Origin of the sequence: Mesorhizobium sp. WSM4306, assembly GCF_007003975.1 — a bacterium.
Classification (GTDB): domain Bacteria; phylum Pseudomonadota; class Alphaproteobacteria; order Rhizobiales; family Rhizobiaceae; genus Mesorhizobium.
Window position 1 is genome coordinate 23640 of sequence record NZ_VFTC01000018.1, and the last position, 16937, is coordinate 40576.

16 protein-coding genes are annotated in these 16937 nt (G+C 63.3%); 10 read left to right on the forward strand and 6 right to left on the reverse strand.

Annotated features, from left to right (window positions below):
• Positions 1 to 7: 7 nt before the first annotated feature.
• Positions 8 to 2461 (reverse strand): FAD-dependent oxidoreductase, encoded by a 2454-nt coding sequence (locus tag FJV77_RS20465; protein WP_142868448.1) that lies wholly within the window; start codon positions 2459 to 2461, stop codon positions 8 to 10.
• On the reverse strand, positions 2458 to 3342 hold the full coding sequence (locus tag FJV77_RS20470) for a phosphotransferase family protein (RefSeq protein ID WP_142868449.1): 885 nt from the start codon (positions 3340 to 3342) through the stop codon (positions 2458 to 2460). The genes FJV77_RS20465 and FJV77_RS20470 overlap by 4 nt, the downstream gene beginning before the upstream one ends.
• Before the next feature lie 425 nt (positions 3343 to 3767).
• On the opposite strand from FJV77_RS20470, the gene FJV77_RS20475 reads away from it, so the two are divergent.
• From FJV77_RS20475 to FJV77_RS20530, 10 genes are all read left to right on the forward strand, one after another.
• Positions 3768 to 4532, forward strand: coding sequence for a DeoR/GlpR family DNA-binding transcription regulator (locus tag FJV77_RS20475; RefSeq protein WP_142868450.1), 765 nt, complete (start codon positions 3768 to 3770; stop codon positions 4530 to 4532).
• A 266-nt stretch (positions 4533 to 4798) separates the two neighbouring features.
• On the forward strand, positions 4799 to 5398 hold the full coding sequence (locus FJV77_RS20485) for an rRNA adenine N-6-methyltransferase family protein (RefSeq protein ID WP_142868452.1): 600 nt from the start codon (positions 4799 to 4801) through the stop codon (positions 5396 to 5398).
• Positions 5395 to 6006, forward strand: a complete 612-nt coding sequence (locus tag FJV77_RS20490) for a DedA family protein (RefSeq protein ID WP_142868453.1) — start codon at positions 5395 to 5397, stop codon at positions 6004 to 6006. Before FJV77_RS20485 ends, FJV77_RS20490 begins: the two co-directional genes overlap by 4 nt.
• An 81-nt stretch (positions 6007 to 6087) precedes the next feature.
• Positions 6088 to 6999 (forward strand): LysR substrate-binding domain-containing protein, encoded by a 912-nt coding sequence (locus FJV77_RS20495; RefSeq protein WP_142868454.1) that lies wholly within the window; start codon positions 6088 to 6090, stop codon positions 6997 to 6999.
• Positions 7000 to 7266: 267 nt separating this feature from the next.
• Positions 7267 to 8421 (forward strand): ABC transporter substrate-binding protein, encoded by a 1155-nt coding sequence (locus FJV77_RS20500; RefSeq protein WP_142868455.1) that lies wholly within the window; start codon positions 7267 to 7269, stop codon positions 8419 to 8421.
• Between the two features lie 175 nt (positions 8422 to 8596).
• On the forward strand, positions 8597 to 9595 hold the full coding sequence (locus FJV77_RS20505) for an ABC transporter ATP-binding protein (protein ID WP_142868456.1): 999 nt from the start codon (positions 8597 to 8599) through the stop codon (positions 9593 to 9595).
• Positions 9596 to 9842: 247 nt separating this feature from the next.
• Entirely contained in the window at positions 9843 to 10805 is a 963-nt protein-coding gene (locus FJV77_RS20515) for an ABC transporter permease (RefSeq protein WP_142868457.1), read from the forward strand.
• Positions 10795 to 11610 (forward strand): ABC transporter permease, encoded by an 816-nt coding sequence (locus FJV77_RS20520; RefSeq protein ID WP_142868458.1) that lies wholly within the window; start codon positions 10795 to 10797, stop codon positions 11608 to 11610. The genes FJV77_RS20515 and FJV77_RS20520 overlap by 11 nt, the downstream gene beginning before the upstream one ends.
• 172 nt (positions 11611 to 11782) lie before the next feature.
• On the forward strand, positions 11783 to 13210 hold the full coding sequence (locus FJV77_RS20525) for a gamma-aminobutyraldehyde dehydrogenase (protein ID WP_142868459.1): 1428 nt from the start codon (positions 11783 to 11785) through the stop codon (positions 13208 to 13210).
• A gap of 45 nt (positions 13211 to 13255) precedes the next feature.
• Entirely contained in the window at positions 13256 to 13741 is a 486-nt protein-coding gene (locus tag FJV77_RS20530) for an ester cyclase (RefSeq protein WP_142868460.1), read from the forward strand.
• Positions 13742 to 13924: 183 nt separating this feature from the next.
• On the opposite strand, the gene FJV77_RS20535 is transcribed toward FJV77_RS20530, so the two are convergent.
• The 4 genes from FJV77_RS20535 to FJV77_RS20550 form a co-directional block, all read right to left on the reverse strand.
• Positions 13925 to 14239, reverse strand: a complete 315-nt coding sequence (locus tag FJV77_RS20535; protein ID WP_142868461.1) for a hypothetical protein — start codon at positions 14237 to 14239, stop codon at positions 13925 to 13927.
• A gap of 10 nt (positions 14240 to 14249) precedes the next feature.
• A complete protein-coding gene (locus tag FJV77_RS20540; protein WP_023688799.1) occupies positions 14250 to 14612 on the reverse strand; it encodes a nuclear transport factor 2 family protein in 363 nt (120 codons plus the stop codon).
• A 77-nt stretch (positions 14613 to 14689) separates the two neighbouring features.
• Positions 14690 to 15169, reverse strand: a complete 480-nt coding sequence (locus FJV77_RS20545) for a carboxymuconolactone decarboxylase family protein (protein WP_142868462.1) — start codon at positions 15167 to 15169, stop codon at positions 14690 to 14692.
• 109 nt (positions 15170 to 15278) lie between these two features.
• The gene (locus FJV77_RS20550; RefSeq protein WP_142868463.1) at positions 15279 to 16832 is read right to left on the reverse strand and encodes an alpha/beta fold hydrolase; all 1554 of its coding nucleotides are present in this window, start codon (positions 16830 to 16832) and stop codon (positions 15279 to 15281) included.
• Positions 16833 to 16937: the final 105 nt, after the last annotated feature.

Sequence of the window (16937 nt, forward strand, 5' to 3'; positions counted from 1 at the left end):
CCAGGATCTATACCTTGATCTTGCTCATCGCCGGATCGTACATCGGCTCGAGATGGATTTTGGCCGGCGTCCGCTCCATCGCCACCACCAGCTCATAGTCTCCGGAGGCGAGGAAATCGTCGCTGACGCCATCGGCGTTGCGCACATAGCCGTAGCCGATGTTCTTGCCCACCGTGTAGCCATAGCCGCCGCTGGTGAGATAACCGACCGGCTCGCCATTGCGCAAAATCGTCTCGCGCCCGACGAGAACGATATCGGGATCGTCGACAGTGAAGCCGGCAAAGCGTTTTTTCAGTTCGGCGCCGCTGATCTTTTCGAGTGCCCGGCGGCCGACGAAATCTGTGTTTTTCCGAAGCTTCACCGCCCAGCCGAGGCCAGCCTCCTGCGGCGTGTCGTTGGGCGTGATGTCGGAACCCCAGGCGCGATAGCCTTTCTCTAGCCGCAGCGATTCCAGCGCCCGGTAGCCGACCGGGCGGATGCCATGCGGCTTGCCCGCCGCCATCAGCACGTCGAAGATTTCGCCGGTGGCGGCGATCGGCACATGCAGCTCCCAGCCAAGCTCGCCGACATAGGTGACGCGCAGCGCCCGGATTGTGTGATTAGCGATCCCGATCTCGCGCACATGGCCGAATGGGAAGGCGGCATTCGAGACATCCGCCTCGGTGACCGCCGCAAGCACGTCGCGGGCGCGCGGCCCCATCAGCGACAGCGTGCCGAAATCCTCGGTGACATCTTTCAACGTCACGTCGAGTTCCTTGCCGACATGGTCGCCGATCCACGACAGGTCGTGCGTACGGAAGCCGGTGCCGGTGACGATGTAGAATTTGTCTTCGGCAAGCCTGGCCACCGTAAGATCGGCCTCGATGCCGCCGCGTGTGTTGAGGAGCTGCGTGTAGGTCAGCCGTCCGACCGCCTTGGCGACATCGTTGGCGCAGATCCAGTCCAGCGCTTTTTGTGCGTCCGCGCCCGTCATCTCGTATTTGGCAAAGGAGGACTGGTCGAAAATACCGACCTTTTCGCGCACATGCCGGTGCTCATCACCGACGGGCGCGAACCAGTTTTGACGGCCCATCGAATAGATGTCTTCAGGCTCGGTGCCCTGCGGCGCGAACCAGTTCGGCCGCTCCCAGCCGAGCTTGGAGCCGAACACCGCGCGATGCTGCTTCAGCCGGTCATAGAGCGGCGAGACGATGCGCGGCCGACCCGAGACATACTCCTCATGCGGAAAGCCGATCGTGTAGTGCTTGCCATAGGCTTCCAGCGTGCGGTCGCTGACCCATTGCCGGTCGCGGTGCAGGCCGGAAAAGCGCCTGATGTCGACCACCCAGAGGTCTAGCGGCGCCTCGCCGTCGACCACCCATTGCGCCAGCACCCAGCCGGCGCCGCCACCCGACGCAATACCGAAGGCGTTGAAGCCGGCGCCGACGAACATGTTGGCGCATTCGGGCGCGACGCCGAGGATGAAATTGCCGTCCGGCGTGAAACTCTCCGGCCCGTTGATCATCTGCTTGACGCCGACTGTCTCCAACGCCGGCACGCGCGCGATCGCCTGGCTCATATGCTGCTCGAAGTGATCGTAGTCGTCGTCGAACAGGCTAAATTCCCAATCATTGGGCACATCGCCGCCGGGCAGGCCGGTCGCCCAGGCCTGCGGGTTCGGCTCATAGCCGCCCATCACCAGCCCGCCGACCTCTTCCTTGAAATAAGTGCGTCGGTCGGGGTCGCGGATGGTCGGCGCGTCGGTCGCCAACCCTTCGATCTTTTCGGTGATGATGTACTGGTGCTTGACCGGTTGCAGCGGCACAGAAATGCCGGCCATGGCGCCGACCTGGCGCGCCCATTGCCCAGCGCAGTTCACCACCTTGTCGCAGGCGATGTCGCCCCTGTTGGTCTTCACCGCGGTGACGCGCCCGTCCTTCATGTCGAAGCCGGTAACGCGCACATCCTCGAACAGTTTGGCGCCATGCATGCGCGCGCCCTTGGCCAGCGACTGCGTGATGTCGGAAGGGCTGGCCTGGCCGTCGGTCGGCAGCCAACTCGCGCCGACGAGGTCGCTGGTCTCCAGCAGCGGCCACATCTTCTTCACCTCGTCCGGCGACAGCAACTGCATGTCCATGCCGAAGCTCCTGGCTGTCGTCGCAAGCCTTTTGTACTCCGTCCACCGGTCGGAGTTGGTGGCAAGCCTGAGGCACCCAGTCATCTTCCAGCCGGTGGCCAGCCCAGTCTCGGCCTCCAGCCCCTTGTAGAGCTCGACCGAATATTTGAGCACCCGGGTGATCGAGGCCGACGAGCGCAGCTGTCCGACCAGCCCGGCCGCATGCCAGGTCGAACCGGAGGTCAATTTGCCCTGCTCCAGCAGCACGACATCGGCCTTGTGGTCTCGCGCCAGATGATAGGCCGTCGAACAGCCGATAATGCCACCGCCGATGACGACGATGCCGGCTTGCGTTGGCAAGGTCATGGCTGTGTTCCGTATTTCGTGCGGTAATTGTCCAGCGCTGCGTCGAGCCGCGTCAGGTTCTCTGCGGTATAGGCGACGTAGTCGATGCCCGGCGCATCGAGATAGAGCTCGGAGACCATGCTCCACATCGCCTCGCGCAGCAGCGACGCGCATTGCATGGCGGCATGCGAGCGACGGATCGCCTCATCGGGCTCGCGCATGAAATAGGCGGTGAGGAAGGCGAAGGACTCGGCGTCGCTCATCTCGGCATTGGAGGCAACGCCGGCAAGATCGAACATCGCGGTGTTGAAGCCGGCATATTCGAAGTCGATCAGCCATAGCCTGTCGCCGTCGTCAAGAATATTTGCCGGCAAAAGATCGTTATGGCCGAACACGATCGGCAGCAGCTTCTGTGCCCGCTCCAACTCGTCGGCCAGCGCCAAAAGCCGTGGCAGCTCGTCGCGCTTGCGGCTGCCGCCTTCGCTCAGTGTGCGCGCATAGTCGCGGATGACATGGAAGACCCAGAACATGAAGCCGGCGCCGGAGATGTGATTGGGCATCTCGCGATGGAACCCGCGCATCAATGCAGCGACGCGGCCGATATTGGCGCGCACGTCTGCGGCGACATAGGTCTTTGCGCCGAGGAATTCCGTGACCATGATGCCAGGTTCGGAATATCGAACCGCCGGCGCGAAGCCCGCTTCATGCGCAGCCCGCGATGTCATCACCTCGCGATCGCGAAAGACGTGGTGGAACGGATAGTCTTGGCCGAAGCGCACGACGTGCCGCCCGGCCGCGTCCTTGACCAGGTAGTTGGCGTTGCTGAGGCCGCCCGGCAGCGGTGCAATGTCGACGCTGCCATTCCAGCAGGGCAAGGCCCGGATGCGGTCTTCAGCAGTCACGAGACCATCCCTGATTTGGCGAAGCTTCGACAAGGCGCCCTGCGCCGCGCAAAGAGGGCGGGGGAAACGCAAAAATCTCGTCGGTGCGGGATGCCGGGACTTTCCCATCCCGCGCCGCACCGACGAGCCCCTTTGGCCAGGTTTTGATACCCGGTCTCCGCCCCCGCGGATTTGAAAAGCCTTTGTGCCAGATCAATCCCAGACGGTCTGGCCAGACGGTCCGGTCCGTGAAATTGCGGCTCTGCCATCACCCTCCCGTGGCAGTTCCGAAGCCTGTCACGCGATCAATGTCATGCCAGTGCCGCCCGACTGTCAATAAAATGTTGTGACTTTTTTTGGGTGTTTTGCCCGAAACCGCCTGCAATTCCTTTAAAAACGTCTGTATTGCCCTAAAACCGGGCAGATCGCAGAATTCGGGAGGCCACATGATCCATTCGAAACGGCATGGCGAAATCCTCCGCCTCCTGAAGGAAGAGGGTACCGTCACCATCGCTAGCCTCGCGGACAGGCTGGGGGTCTCGCTTGAAACCGTGCGCCGTGATGTCAAGCCGCTCACTGGTAACGGCTCGGTGCTGAAGATGCACGGCGCCATCGGCCTGCCGTCGATGACCGGCGAAGCGCCGTTCGAGCGGCGCATGCGCGACAATGCCGAGGCAAAGCGGCTGATCGCCCGCATGGTCGCCGCCACCATCCGCGACGGTGAATCGGTGATGCTGGACACCGGCACCACGACCTCGTTCCTGGCGCGCGAGCTGCTCGGCCACCGGCGGCTGACGGTGGTCACCAACTCGTCCGACATCGCCCGCACGCTGGCCACCGTCAACGGCAACAAGGTCTATATGGCCGGCGGCGAGCTGCGCAGCGATTCCGGTGCAGCCTTCGGCGCCTCGGCGATCGACTTCGTCAGCCGCTTCTCGGTCAGCCACGCGGTGATTTCGATCGGCGCGGTGGACGCCGTCGCGGGGCTGGCGGACTATGATCTGGAAGAGGCGGAGTTCGCCCGCATGGTACTGTCGCGCGGCCAGCGCTCGCTGGTCATCACCGACCACACCAAATTCGGTCGCCAGGGGCTGGTCCAGGTCTGCGGCTTCGACGGTTTTTCCGAACTCGCCACAGACCAGCCGCCGCCGCGCGACATTGCCACAGCACTCGCCGAGGCGGGAGCGCGCCTCAGCATCGCTGCGGCGTAGCACAATTTCAGTGGACCAGTTCTAGGCCAAACACCAGCGACTGGTGCGCCGCAATCCCGGCCATGCCGCCACCCGATACGGCGAAGGCTATGTTGTGCATCATGCGGGCGCATATGTTGCGTGGCGCGGTGTCAAACCCATGTGGTGAGGAATTTCTTTTTCGCTCAAGCCTGCGGTTCGCAATGTTCATGCAACCCGGTCGCTGCAAACAGCGCCTCATCGAAGTGCGGGTCAGGCGAATCGCCCGCATCATCAGTGAGGACAACATGCCTGCAAACGACGCCTTGTCTTTCCTTATGGCCTGGACGCTGGCGCCGGTCCGGCTTGGCTCGGTCACGCCCTCCAGTTCCAGCCTTGCGGCCCTGATCACGCGCGAGATCGGTCCCGAAACCGGTCAGGTGTTAGAACTTGGACCCGGCACCGGTCCGTTCACGCGGGCGTTGCTCGCGCGTGGTGTCAGGGAGCAGGATTTGACCTTGGTCGAAGCCGACCCAGACTTTGCCTCGCTTCTGGCGCGGCGATTTCCCGCCGCGCGCATCTTCGAAATGGATGCGGCCGGTCTGGGCCATCCGCCTCTGTTTGACAGCCCGGTGGCGGGAGCCGCCATAAGCGGCTTGCCGTTTCGGCTGATGTCGCCGCGCAAGGCTTTCGCTATACTGGAAGGCGTGTTCGACGCTCTGCGGCCGGGCGCGGCCCTTTACCAGTACACATTGGGCAGCCGCTGCCCCTTCGACCAGACATTGCTCGACAGGCTCGACCTGGAAGCGACCCGGCTTGGCCGGACCTTCCGCAACTTCCCGCCGGCGACGGTGTATAAGGTGTCCAGGATCAAGAACCTCAAAACCTATGACTGGCGCTTTTCATGACCGATCCGCTGTCGGCGATCCTGGGCCTCGGCCTGGTCGGCGTCGCCTGCCTCGCCTTTACCGAAAAGATTCTGCCGCTGCCGCCCTCGCATGTGCTGCTGCTGTTCCTTGGCATGACGGCAGCGCCTGATCTGTCGAGGCTGGCGATCCTGCTCCTGGTGACGACGCTCTCAGCCATCACAGGCTGCCTTGTCTGGTATGCGGTGGGATGGCGGATTGGATTGGATCGCGCTGACAGGCTGGTAGAGCGTTTCGGCAAATATGTCTGCCTGCGCTATGCGACCTATTCCAGGCTCGGCGAGGCCTATCGCCGCCATCATGTGCAGGTCTCCTTGCTGGCGCAGTTCATCCCGACGGTTCGCAACTACCTGCCGATCGCGGCCGGCGCACTCCGCCTGCCGCGACTACCCTTCGCGGCAGCGACGCTGCTCGGTGCCACGCTGTGGAATACGGGTTTTCTGGTCACCGGCTATCTCATGCGCGGCAGCGGCCGGGATTCCTATTCCATAGGCTTTCGTATCATCGTTATCGTCCTGGCCCTGGAGACGGCGTTCATGCTCGCGCTGCGCTACGGTCCGGCACTGCGGCGGCGTCTCAGGCTCAGCTAAGCGCGAGGCACCAGACAGCCGCCACGGGATAAGCTCCGCCTTCGGCTTTCCTTCGCCGCCGGGCCGGTGTTTAGTCCGGCCATGGCCTTCACCATCCGCCAGTTGCAGTTCTTCATTGCCGTCGCCGAGCAAGGCACGGTGTCAGGTGCCGCACAAAACCTCTCCATCTCGCAATCTTCGGTTACCGAAGCGATCAAGGAGCTGGAAAGCGATCTCGGCGTTGAACTGTTCGAGCGCCATCCACGGGGCCTCAACATCACCCACAAAGGCCACCAGTTCTTGCGCCATGCCACCAAGATCCTGGCCGATGTCTCCGACGCGCGCCGCGCTTTCTCCGACGACCAGGTGGTGGCCGGCGGGCGCCTGCAGCTCGGCGTCACCTCGCTGGTCGCCGGCTATGTGCTGTCCGATCTTCTGGCGCGCTACCGCCGCGCCTATCCGGGCGTCGATGTCTCGGCCATCGAAGACAATGGTGACTATCTCGAGCACCTGCTGATCGGCGGCAAGCTCGATATCGCCGTCATGGTCACCTCCAATTTGCGCGACCGCACGGCGCTGCAGTCGGAAATCCTCGAAGTCTCGGCCTACCGGCTGTGGGTGCCGCTCAGCCACAAACTGGCCAGCGCCGACATTATCGGCATTGGCGACATTGCCGGCGAACCGCTGATCATGCTCACCGTCGACGAGATCGAGGAAAGCACCGGCAAGCTTCTGGCCGCGATCGGCGCCAAGCCGCATGTCGCCTTCCGCACCCGCTCCGTGGAAGCTGTGCGCAGCCTCGTCGCCACCGGCGCCGGCGTGGCGCTGCTGCCCGACCTTGTCTATCGGCCCTGGTCGCTGGAAGGCGACCGCATAGAATCGCGTGATATTTCCGGCACTTTGCCGGTCGTCCAGGTCGGCATGGTCTGGCGCCGCGGCTCCGGCCTGCCGCAGGCGGCGCGCGACTTCATCGGCCTTGCCCAATCGCAGCGTACGGTACGCCAGCAGCGTTGACAGTCTTTGTTTTGATGCATGTCGTTCTCTCAAAACCGGGGCCACTTTTGAGCGACATGCATTCGGTATCTATCTATCGGAAAAACCGATATCGTGTTTCTGATAAATCAATTTGCGAAACCGGAATTTTCCAAGCACTTTTCATTTCAGGGACCGGACCGCCGCTAGAGCGGTAAGTGTCCATCGGATGAACTGACACTTTTCAGCCTGCGGCTGACCGCAGCGAAGACCGGCTTCGCAGTCAGGCGCCAAAATGGGAGATTGACGATGAATTCATTTCTGAAGACGTGCACGGCTTTGACGGTCGCGCTGACCTTTTCCGGTCAGGCCGTCGCCCAGGTCAAGGAGCTTGGCAAGGGCGAAGGCGAGGTCAGCATCGTTGCCTGGCCCGGCTACATCGAGCGCGGCGAAACCGACAAGGGCTATGACTGGGTGACCTCCTTCGAGAAGGAGAGCGGCTGCAAGGTCAACGTCAAGACCGCCAACACGTCCGACGAGATGGTGTCGCTGATGAATGAGGGCGGCTTCGACCTGGTTACCGCCTCGGGTGACGCCTCGCTGCGCCTCGTCGCCGGCAAGCGCGTGCAGCCCATCAACACCGATCTCATCCCGAGCTGGAAGAGCGTCGACGACCGGCTGAAGGATGCGCCCTGGTTCACCGTCGACAAGGTGCACTACGGCGTCCCCTATCAGTGGGGCCCGAACGTCCTGATGTACAACACCGATGTCTTCAAGGAAGCGCCCAAGAGCTGGAACATCGTCTTCGAGGAAATGAACCTGCCGGACGGCAAGTCCAACAAGGGCCGCGTCCAGGCCTATGACGGCCCGATCCACATTGCCGATGCCGCCAACTATCTGATGTTCCACAAGCCGGAACTCGGCATCAAGGATCCCTACGAGCTGAACGAAGACCAGTACAAGGCGGCGCTCGAATTGCTGCGCGTCCAGCGCACGCTGGTCGGCCGCTACTGGCATGACGCCGCAATCCAGGTCGACGATTTCCAGAACGAAGGCGTCGTCGCTTCCGGCTCGTGGCCCTACCAGGTCAACACGCTGATCGCCGCCAAGAAGCCGGTCGCCTCGACCGTGCCGGAAGAAGGCGTCACCGGCTGGGCCGACACCACCATGATGGAGGCCGACGCCGCGCACCCGAACTGCGCCTATATGTGGCTCGAGCATTCGCTGTCGCCCAAGGTGCAGGGCGATGTCTCGGCCTGGTTTGGTTCGTTGCCGGTCGTGCCCGCTGCCTGCAAGGGCAACGAGCTTCTGACCGACGAAGGCTGCAAGACCAACGGCTACGACAATTTCGACAAGATCAAGTTCTGGAAGACCCCGGTCTCGAAGTGCGCCACTCAGAACGACCAGTGCGTGCCCTATTACCGCTGGGTGTCGGACTATATCGGCGTCATCGGCGGACGGTAATTTCGCCTTTACCCTCCCCCTTGTGGGGAGGGTCGACGCGCAGCGTCGGGGTGGGGGCCTGTCCGATAGGCCACGCCATCACCCCCACCCGCGGCTTCGCCGCGACCTCCCCCACAAGGGGAGGGAGGGTCGCGCGCGACATCAGAAGATCAACCAGGCAACAGACTGGCAACCCATGACCTCGGCCGTTTCCTTCCACAAAGTCTCACGCCATTTCGGCAGCGTGCGCGCCGTCGACGCCGTCGATCTCGACATCGTGCCGGGCGAATTCTTCGCCATGCTCGGTCCGTCGGGGTCCGGCAAGACGACGTGCCTGCGCCTTATTGCCGGTTTCGAGCAACCGACCTCGGGCTCGATCTCGATCTTCGGCGAGCGCGCCGAGGGCGTGCCGCCCTATCGTCGCAACGTCAACACCGTGTTCCAGGACTACGCGCTGTTCCCGCATCTCAACGTCCTCGACAATGTCGCCTACGGGCTGATGGTCAAGGGCGTCGCCAAGGCCGAGCGCCAGAAGGCGGCGGAAGAGGCGCTGTCGCTGGTACGGCTTCCCGGCTATGGCGGCCGCCGTCCCGGCCAGCTCTCCGGCGGCCAGCGCCAGCGCGTCGCGCTTGCCCGTGCGCTGGTCAACCAGCCCAAGGTGCTGTTGCTCGACGAGCCGCTCGGCGCGCTCGACCTCAAGCTGCGCGAGAACATGCAAGAAGAGCTGAAGTCGCTGCAGAAGGCGCTCGGCATCACTTTCGTCTTCGTCACCCACGACCAGGGCGAAGCGCTGTCGATGGCCGACCGCGTCGCCGTCTTCAATGACGGCAAGATCATGCAGATCGGCACGCCGGAAGACATCTACCAGCGGCCGAAGACACGCTTCGTCGCCGATTTCGTCGGCTCGTCCAACGTGCTGCCGCCGGATTTCGTCCAGCGTTACTCCGGCCAGCACCGCTGGGGCAGCTTGCGCCCTGAATCCATCCGCATAGGCCGAGCTGCGAAAGGCGATGGCGTTGCCGCGCGCCTGGTCGGAACCAATTATCTCGGCGCCACGACAAAGCTGGCGCTCGACGCAGACGGGCTCAGGCTGCACGCCATCGTGCCGGCCGGCACGAAACTGCCGGCGGAAGGCGAAGCGGTGGTGCTCACCTTCAACCGCGAGCATCTGAATTTGATGGACGAGCCGGCATGACGGTGGCGCGCGGAATTTGGGCAGGCATTGCGCTCTACGGCGCCCCCCTCTGTCCTGCCGGACATCTCCCCCACGAGGGGGGAGATCAGCAGTTCGGCCGCCGGCTCTCCCTTTCCAACGGGGGTGATTGGCGAAAGCATCCGCGACATCCAATCTCCCCCCTGGTGGGGGAGATGTCCGGCAGGACAGAGGGGGGCGCGAAGGATCGCAACGTTGCGGATGTTGATCTAACCACCGCGGTGGCCTCATGACCATCGCCGCGCTCAACAACCCCGCCCCTGCCATCCTGCCGGGCAGCGGTGGCATGCGCGGTGCGCTCTCCGACCTGTTCTGGCGCCGGCCGCGATTGCTACTGTTCCTCATGCTGGCGCCGCCGGTGCTGTGGCTGGGCGTCGTCTATATCGGCTCGCTGTTCGCGCTCTTGGCGCAGAGCTTTTTTTCGATCGATGAATTCTCCGGCCTGATCAACCATGAGTTCACACTGAAGACCTATGGCGACCTGTTCCAGGCCGCCAATCTCGACATCATCCTGCGCACGGTGACGATGGCGGCGCTGGTCACGCTGGCCTCTGCCATCATCGCCTTCCCCATCGCCTACTACGCGGCGCGATATGCGCGCGGCCGCTGGAAGGCGCTGTTCTATCTCGGCGTCATGCTGCCGCTGTGGTCGAGCTACCTGGTCAAGATCTATGCCTGGAAACTGATCCTCGCCAAGGAAGGCATTCTGACCTGGCTGCTCGCCAAGCTGCATCTGCTCTGGGTGCTCGATGGCTGGTTGTCGCTGCCGGTCGTCGGCGGCAATTCGCTGTCGGTCTCGGCCACCGGCACCTTCATCGCTTTTGTCTATGTCTGGCTGCCGTTCATGATCCTGCCGGTGCAGGCCGCATTGGAACGCGTGCCCGGCAATCTGGTCGAGGCGTCCTCCGATCTTGGGGCGTCGCCGGGCCAGACCTTCCGCAACGTGCTGTTCCCGCTGGCACTGCCCGGCATCGTCGCCGGCTCGATCTTCACCTTCTCGCTGACGCTGGGCGACTACATCATCCCGCAGATCATCGGCACGTCGCGGCTGTTCATCGGCCAGGCCGTCTATTCGCAGCAAGGCACCGCCGGCAACATTCCGCTCGCCGCCGCCTTCACCGTCGTGCCCATCGTCATCATGGGTTTCTACCTCTGGGGCGCCAAGCGCATGGGGGCGTTCGATGCGCTCTGACGGCTCGCAATCCGCCCCGCCTGGCCTCAAGATCGCAGCAGCTTGCGGCCTGCTCTTCCTGCATCTGCCTATCCTGCTGATCTTCGTCTACGCCTTCACCACGGAGGAAAAGAGCTTCGTCTGGCCGCCGCCCGGACTGACCACGCAATGGTTCGCCGTCACCTGGAACCGACCGGATGTGTGGGAAGCGCTGTCACTCTCGGTGCGTGTCGCCGCGATCTCGACGGCGATTGCGCTGGTGCTGGGCACGCTGTGCGCCGCCGCCGTGTCGCGGACAAAATTCTTCGGCCGCGAGACCATCTCGCTGCTGGTCATCTTGCCGATCGCGCTGCCCGGCATCATCACCGGCATCGCGCTGCGCTCGGCTTTCTCGCTGGCTGACATACCTTTCTCGTTCTGGACGATCGTGCTCGGCCATGCCACCTTCTGCGTGGTCGTCGTCTACAACAATGCGGTCGCCCGCTTTCGTCGCACCTCTGGCTCGATGATCGAGGCTTCGATGGATCTCGGCGCCGACGGTTTCCAGACTTTCAGGCACGTCGTGCTGCCCAATATCGCCACTGCACTGCTTGCCGGCGGCATGCTCGCCTTCGCGCTGTCCTTCGATGAGGTCATCGTCACCACCTTCACCGCCGGCCAGCAGCAGACCGTGCCGATCTGGATGCTGGAGGAACTGATCCGGCCGCGCCAGCGCCCCGTCACCAATGTCGTGGCCATGGTCGTCGTGCTCATGACGCTGCTGCCCATCCTGTTTGCCTATTACCTCACCCGCGACGGCGATCAGATTGCGGGCAGTGGAAAATGAAACGGGTGAGTAGTGAGTATTGAGTAGTGAGTAGTGAGTAGTGAGTAGTGAATAGTAAGTAGTGAATGGTGAATGGAAGAACAGCGGATGAATTCTGATCGCTACTAACTACTAACTACTCACTATTCACTACTGACCATTCACCATTCACTTCCTTTCAAGGAGGAACCCAATGGACACCCAGATGCTAATCGGCTCGAAATTCGAGAAGGGTACCGAAACCGAGGAGCCGATCCTCAATCCGAAGACCGGAGCGACGATCCTCAACCTGCCCGAAGCCAGCCAGGCGCAGATCGAGGCGGCGGTGTTCGCGGCCGAGAAGGCGTTCGTCACCTGGTCGCGCACCACGCCGGCTCAGCGCTCCGGCTATCTCCTGAAGATCGCCGACCGCATCGAGGCCGATGCCAAGGAGTTCGCCACGCTCGAGGCGCTCAACTGCGGCAAGCCGATCAATGCCGTGCTCAATGACGAAATCCCGGCGATCGTCGACTGCTACCGCTTCTTTGCTGGCGCCGTCCGCTCGATGCCGGGCGTCGTTGCAGGCGAATACATTCCCGGCCACACCTCGATGGTGCGCCGGGATGCCATCGGCATCGTCGCCTCGATCGCGCCGTGGAACTATCCGCTGATGATGATGGCCTGGAAGCTGGCGCCGGCGATCGCCGGCGGCAACACCGTCGTCTTCAAGCCGTCGGAACAGACGCCGCTGACTTCGCTCAAGCTGGCGAAGATCCTTGCCGACATCCTTCCCGAAGGCGTCGTCAATGTCGTGCTCGGCCGTGGCGACAGCGTCGGCAACACGCTGATCAACCATCCCAAGGTCAACATGATCTCGATCACCGGTGACGTCGCCACCGGCAAGAAGGTGCTGCAGGCCGCCGCCAAGTCGGTCAAGCGCACCCATCTCGAACTCGGCGGCAAGGCGCCGGTCATCGTCTTCGACGATGCCGACCTGGGAGCGGTGGTCAAAGGCCTGCGCGCCTTCGGCTATTACAATGCCGGCCAGGACTGCACCGCCGCTTGCCGCATCTATGCCGGCAAGAAAATCTACGACAAGCTCGTCGCCGATCTCTCCTCCGCCGTCTCGACCATCAAGTACAATCTGCCAGACGACGCCGAAAACGAGATCGGACCTCTGATCTCGCGCCGCCAGCGCGACCGCGTCTCGAGCTTCGTCGAGCGCGCCTCGGAGCTGAAGCACATCGAAATCACCACCGGCGGCAAGCCGGGCGAGGGCTCCGGCTTCTATTATCAGCCGACCGTCGTTGCCGGGGCGCTGCAAGAAGACGAAATCGTGCGCCGCGAAGTGTTCGGCCCGGTCGTCTCGATCACCCGCTTCTCGGAAGTCGATGAGGCCGTCAACTGGGCCAATGACAGCGACTACGGCCTCGCATCCTCGGTGTGGACAAAGGACGTCTCGCGCGCCATGGCGACGGCCGCTCGTCTTCAGTACGGCTGCACCTGGATCAACACCCATTTCATGCTGACCAACGAGATGCCGCATGGCGGGCTGAAACAGTCCGGCTACGGCAAGGACATGTCCCTTTATGCGCTGGAGGATTACACCGCTGTCAGGCATGTGATGGTGGCCCACGGGTAGCGCTTGAGCGCGCAATACAAGCATTCAACCAGGGAGGAAATAACCATGCATCGCCGCCAGTTTCTGACAACCGCAGCCATCGCCGCGACGCTTTTCGCCACGGCGCCGTCCTTAGCCGCCGATACTGCGCAATCGGTGGTCGAAGCCTATCTCGCCGCCTGGAATGCGCATGACTCGGCCAAGGCCGCCGGCTACTTCGCCGACGACGTCACCTATTACGACGCCTCGGTCGGCAAACCGGTCAAAGGCAAGGAGGCCGCCAAGACCGGCGTCATCGACAATTTCCTCAAGGCCGTTCCAGATGCCGTCTGGACGATGAAGGGTGCGCCCGTCGTGGAGGGCGATCGCGTCTCGTTCGAATGGGAGTTTTCCGGCACCAATACCGGCGCCTGGGCCGACGGCACCGCCGCCACCGGCAAGAAGTTCTCCTTCACCGGCGCTTCGATGTTTTCGATCAAGGACGGCAAGATCGCTACCCAGAGCGATTATTACGACGCGCTCGGCTTCTACAAGCAGCTTGGCTTGATGTAGGCGGGCTGGTGTTCCCTTCTCCTCTTGTGGGAGAAGGTCGATCGGCGCGTAGCGCCGAGCCGGATGAGGGGTGTTCCAGCCTGACGCCAACTTACCCCTCACCCGGATTACCAGCCGATTTGTGAAGGACAAATCGCGGCAATCGTACCTCTCCCACAAGGGGAGAGGTACGAACGCTGGCCACTACTCCACAATGCGATAGATGTTCCACAGACTGGTGCCCGACACGACATAGGGCTCCATTTCCTTGCCCCATTTGGCGTGCGCGTCGATCTTGCCGATCTTGGCGAAAAACTCCTCGAGCTGGGCGAGGCTTTCGACCTGGTGATGTGATTCGACCGTCGCCTCGCGCGCTCCGATCGATCCGGTCATGATCTGGAACTCCAGCTCGGCGAGGCCGACCTGCGAGCCGATTTCGCGTTCCCATTTCTTGAGCAGTTCAAGCACGGTCTGCTTGTGCCCGAATTTGGCGTCAATCTGCCATCTGGCGCTGAACATGTCGGCCTCCTCACTCGTCCCAGGCTTGCACGACGGTCTGTCGTGCAATGCGGCCGTTCTTCAACTCCAGCATCGCTGCGCAGAACACTTTCGTTCCGTCCGGATAGGCGCAGGCCTGTGTGAAGGCGAGGTTGTCGCCATCGGCGATGGTGGTGTCGACCTTGTGGGTCATTGCCCGGCTGCAGATATCGTCCCAGAACGTGCTGATCGCCGCCCGGCCGCGGATCTCGCGCGGCTTGCTCGGCGGGTTGTTGCGATCGATCACCCGCACCAGCGCATCGTCGGCATAGAAGCTCGCAAGCATCCTGCCGTCCCGTCCTTCGATCGCTTTCTTGATCGCCGCGCCGTCCACGCTTTGCGTCTTGGTCAGCATTTTTTCCTCCATGGCCCGTCGATCGGGCGGTTGATGATCAGAAGCACCGCCCGGCGCTCATCGTCGGGCAGGGTCTTTCACTGCGACTTGGCCTTGACGGCCGCGAACACGCCGTCGGTCTGCTGTTTGAAGGTCGCGAAATCGACCTGGCTGCCGTTGAGCATCGTCGACCAGTGGCGCACGATGGCCGCCATCGTGATCGCCTCCTTGATCTCCTCATCTGTCGCGCCATTGAGCTTGGCCGCCTCGGTGTGGAAATAGATGCAGTACTGGCAGGGGATCTGCGAGGCGACGGCCAGCCCCATCAGCTCCTTGGTCTTGCCGTCGAGCGCGGTCTTGGGGTTGAGCTGCACGCCCTTGATCTCGGCCCAGGCGCCGGCAACCGCGACATCCGGCAGCGTCTTGAACATGTCCGGCACCGAGCCCAGCGTCGCCTCGATGTCCTTGTAAGCGGCGGCCGCCGAGGCATCCTCGGCCTTGGCAGGGGCGATGGTGAACAGCACGCCAACGCTTGCCGCTATCATCAGCGATTTGATCGACCTGTTTGACTTCAGCATTGCATCCTCCGTTCGCAGCGCCTTCCCGGCGACATCCGCCTGGCCTGCATGGAGAGAATTGGTAGCGCCGAGGCTGCCTTGGCCGCTTCGCCCGAAAGCGCCATGGCTGCTATGGCCCGTCCGGGCCAGTGTGCCTGGCGGAAAATGCCGCTGCCGCCGCCCGTGACGGCAGGTCGAGCTTCAGCAATATGTTGGCCACATGACGCTTGACCGTATGCTCGCTCAGCCTCAACTCGGCAGCGATTGCGGCATTGCTCTTGCCGTCGGCGATCAGGCCAACCACCTCGCTTTCGCGCGCCGTCAGTTGAGCCGGCTCGGCAGGCCTGGCCTTGGGACGGCAGGCCGGTTCGAGATGCTGTTCCGACGTCGCCTGGACCATCGCCAGCGGCTCGTCCAGCTCATCCACCGTGACGCGCCCGGCGTCAATGAAATGCAGGCCGGAACCGGCCGCCAGGTCGGCGACCAGCCGCGACGCCAGAATATCGCCGCGCCCGGCATGGGCGGCGATCTGCATCGTCACCCGGGCCATCAGCCCCACCGGCGGCCCGCGCATTTCGACCTCGCCGACATGTGCGCCCTGGGCGCTTGCAATGCCCATATGCTGCGCCGCATCGCGCAGCGCCGCCGCGCAGCGTATGGCCCGCGCCGGCCCGTCGAAGCGCGAGATCATCAACTCGCCCTGGATGCCGGCGATGCGTCCGCCATGACGGCCGACCAGCTGCCGCCAGGTCTCCTGGAAGCGCTGGCTGCGTTCGTTCCACATGCGGTCGCCCACCCGCGCCGTGTCGTAGATACGTGTCGCCAGAAGAGCGGCAAGCACGCGCTCCGCTTCGGCCACGGCGCGCTCGCCGGTCAGGAACTCCTCGATCAGGTCGGCCACTCGGTCGACATCGCCGGTCCAGATCGGATGGTCGCGCCCGGGGATTTCAACCAGTCGCGCATTCGCGATCTTTTTCGCCAGGAAGCGGCTGGCGTCGGGGTCGACCCGCACATCGTTGCGGCGATGGATGAGCAGCGTCGGTGCGCGGATCGCCGAAAGCACATCGCGCACGTCGATGTCGGCATTCATCCGTGCCAGGGCCGCCGCTGCCGTCGGGCTGGCCGACAGCCGTTCGAAGCGCGCCCACCACTGGGTGAAATGCGCGTCATCGACCCGGCCCGGCGCAAAGTTCGGCAGAGTGGCGCCGGTGCCCCAGGCCGTGCCGGCGGTCGCGATGAAGGCCTCCAGGCGATCCGGCGGCATCACCCATTTGTGGAAATGTGCATAGCCGCCATAGAGCGCCAGCGCCCGTGTCCGTTCCGGATAAGTGGCGGCGAACAGCATTGCCATCGGCGCGCCTTCCGAGGCGCCGAGCAGTGCCGCACGGCCGCTGCCGGTGGCATCCATCACCGCGCGCACATCGTCCATGCGGGTCTCCAAGCTGGGCAGATGGCGTGGGTCGACCCGGTCGGACAGGCCGGTGCCGCGCTTGTCGAACAGGATCAGCCGCGAGAACGCCGAGAGCCGTTTCAACAGCCTGGTGTAACCTTCGTCTTCCCAATGCAGGTCGAGATTGGAAATGAAGCCCGGCACGAAAACCAGGTCGAACGATCCCTGGCCGACCACCTGATAGGCGATCCGCACGTCGCCGCTGAGGGCATATCGCGTCTCGATCGGCCTCACGACTGCATCCGCCCGGCCAGACGATTTCTGATCGCCGACCATAGCAGACGCCTACTGCTTGCGGCAGTCAAACTTTAGAAGGCAGAAATATAGCCTGGCGGCCCG

Excerpts from the sequence above, each read along its gene's own strand:
- FJV77_RS20505 (WP_142868456.1), top strand. The coding sequence starts at position 8,597 with ATGACCTCGGCCGTTTCCTTCCACAAAGTCTCACGCCATTTCGGCAGC.
- FJV77_RS20530 (WP_142868460.1), top strand. The coding sequence starts at position 13,256 with ATGCATCGCCGCCAGTTTCTGACAACCGCAGCCATCGCCGCGACGCTT.
- FJV77_RS20500 (WP_142868455.1), top strand. The coding sequence starts at position 7,267 with ATGAATTCATTTCTGAAGACGTGCACGGCTTTGACGGTCGCGCTGACC.
- FJV77_RS20495 (WP_142868454.1), top strand. The coding sequence starts at position 6,088 with ATGGCCTTCACCATCCGCCAGTTGCAGTTCTTCATTGCCGTCGCCGAG.
- FJV77_RS20520 (WP_142868458.1), top strand. The coding sequence starts at position 10,795 with ATGCGCTCTGACGGCTCGCAATCCGCCCCGCCTGGCCTCAAGATCGCA.
- FJV77_RS20535 (WP_142868461.1), bottom strand. The coding sequence starts at position 14,239 with ATGTTCAGCGCCAGATGGCAGATTGACGCCAAATTCGGGCACAAGCAG.
- FJV77_RS20465 (WP_142868448.1), bottom strand. The coding sequence starts at position 2,461 with ATGACCTTGCCAACGCAAGCCGGCATCGTCGTCATCGGCGGTGGCATT.
- FJV77_RS20475 (WP_142868450.1), top strand. The coding sequence starts at position 3,768 with ATGATCCATTCGAAACGGCATGGCGAAATCCTCCGCCTCCTGAAGGAA.
- FJV77_RS20515 (WP_142868457.1), top strand. The coding sequence starts at position 9,843 with ATGACCATCGCCGCGCTCAACAACCCCGCCCCTGCCATCCTGCCGGGC.
- FJV77_RS20540 (WP_023688799.1), bottom strand. The coding sequence starts at position 14,612 with ATGCTGACCAAGACGCAAAGCGTGGACGGCGCGGCGATCAAGAAAGCG.
- FJV77_RS20490 (WP_142868453.1), top strand. The coding sequence starts at position 5,395 with ATGACCGATCCGCTGTCGGCGATCCTGGGCCTCGGCCTGGTCGGCGTC.
- FJV77_RS20525 (WP_142868459.1), top strand. The coding sequence starts at position 11,783 with ATGGACACCCAGATGCTAATCGGCTCGAAATTCGAGAAGGGTACCGAA.
- FJV77_RS20485 (WP_142868452.1), top strand. The coding sequence starts at position 4,799 with ATGCCTGCAAACGACGCCTTGTCTTTCCTTATGGCCTGGACGCTGGCG.
- FJV77_RS20545 (WP_142868462.1), bottom strand. The coding sequence starts at position 15,169 with ATGCTGAAGTCAAACAGGTCGATCAAATCGCTGATGATAGCGGCAAGC.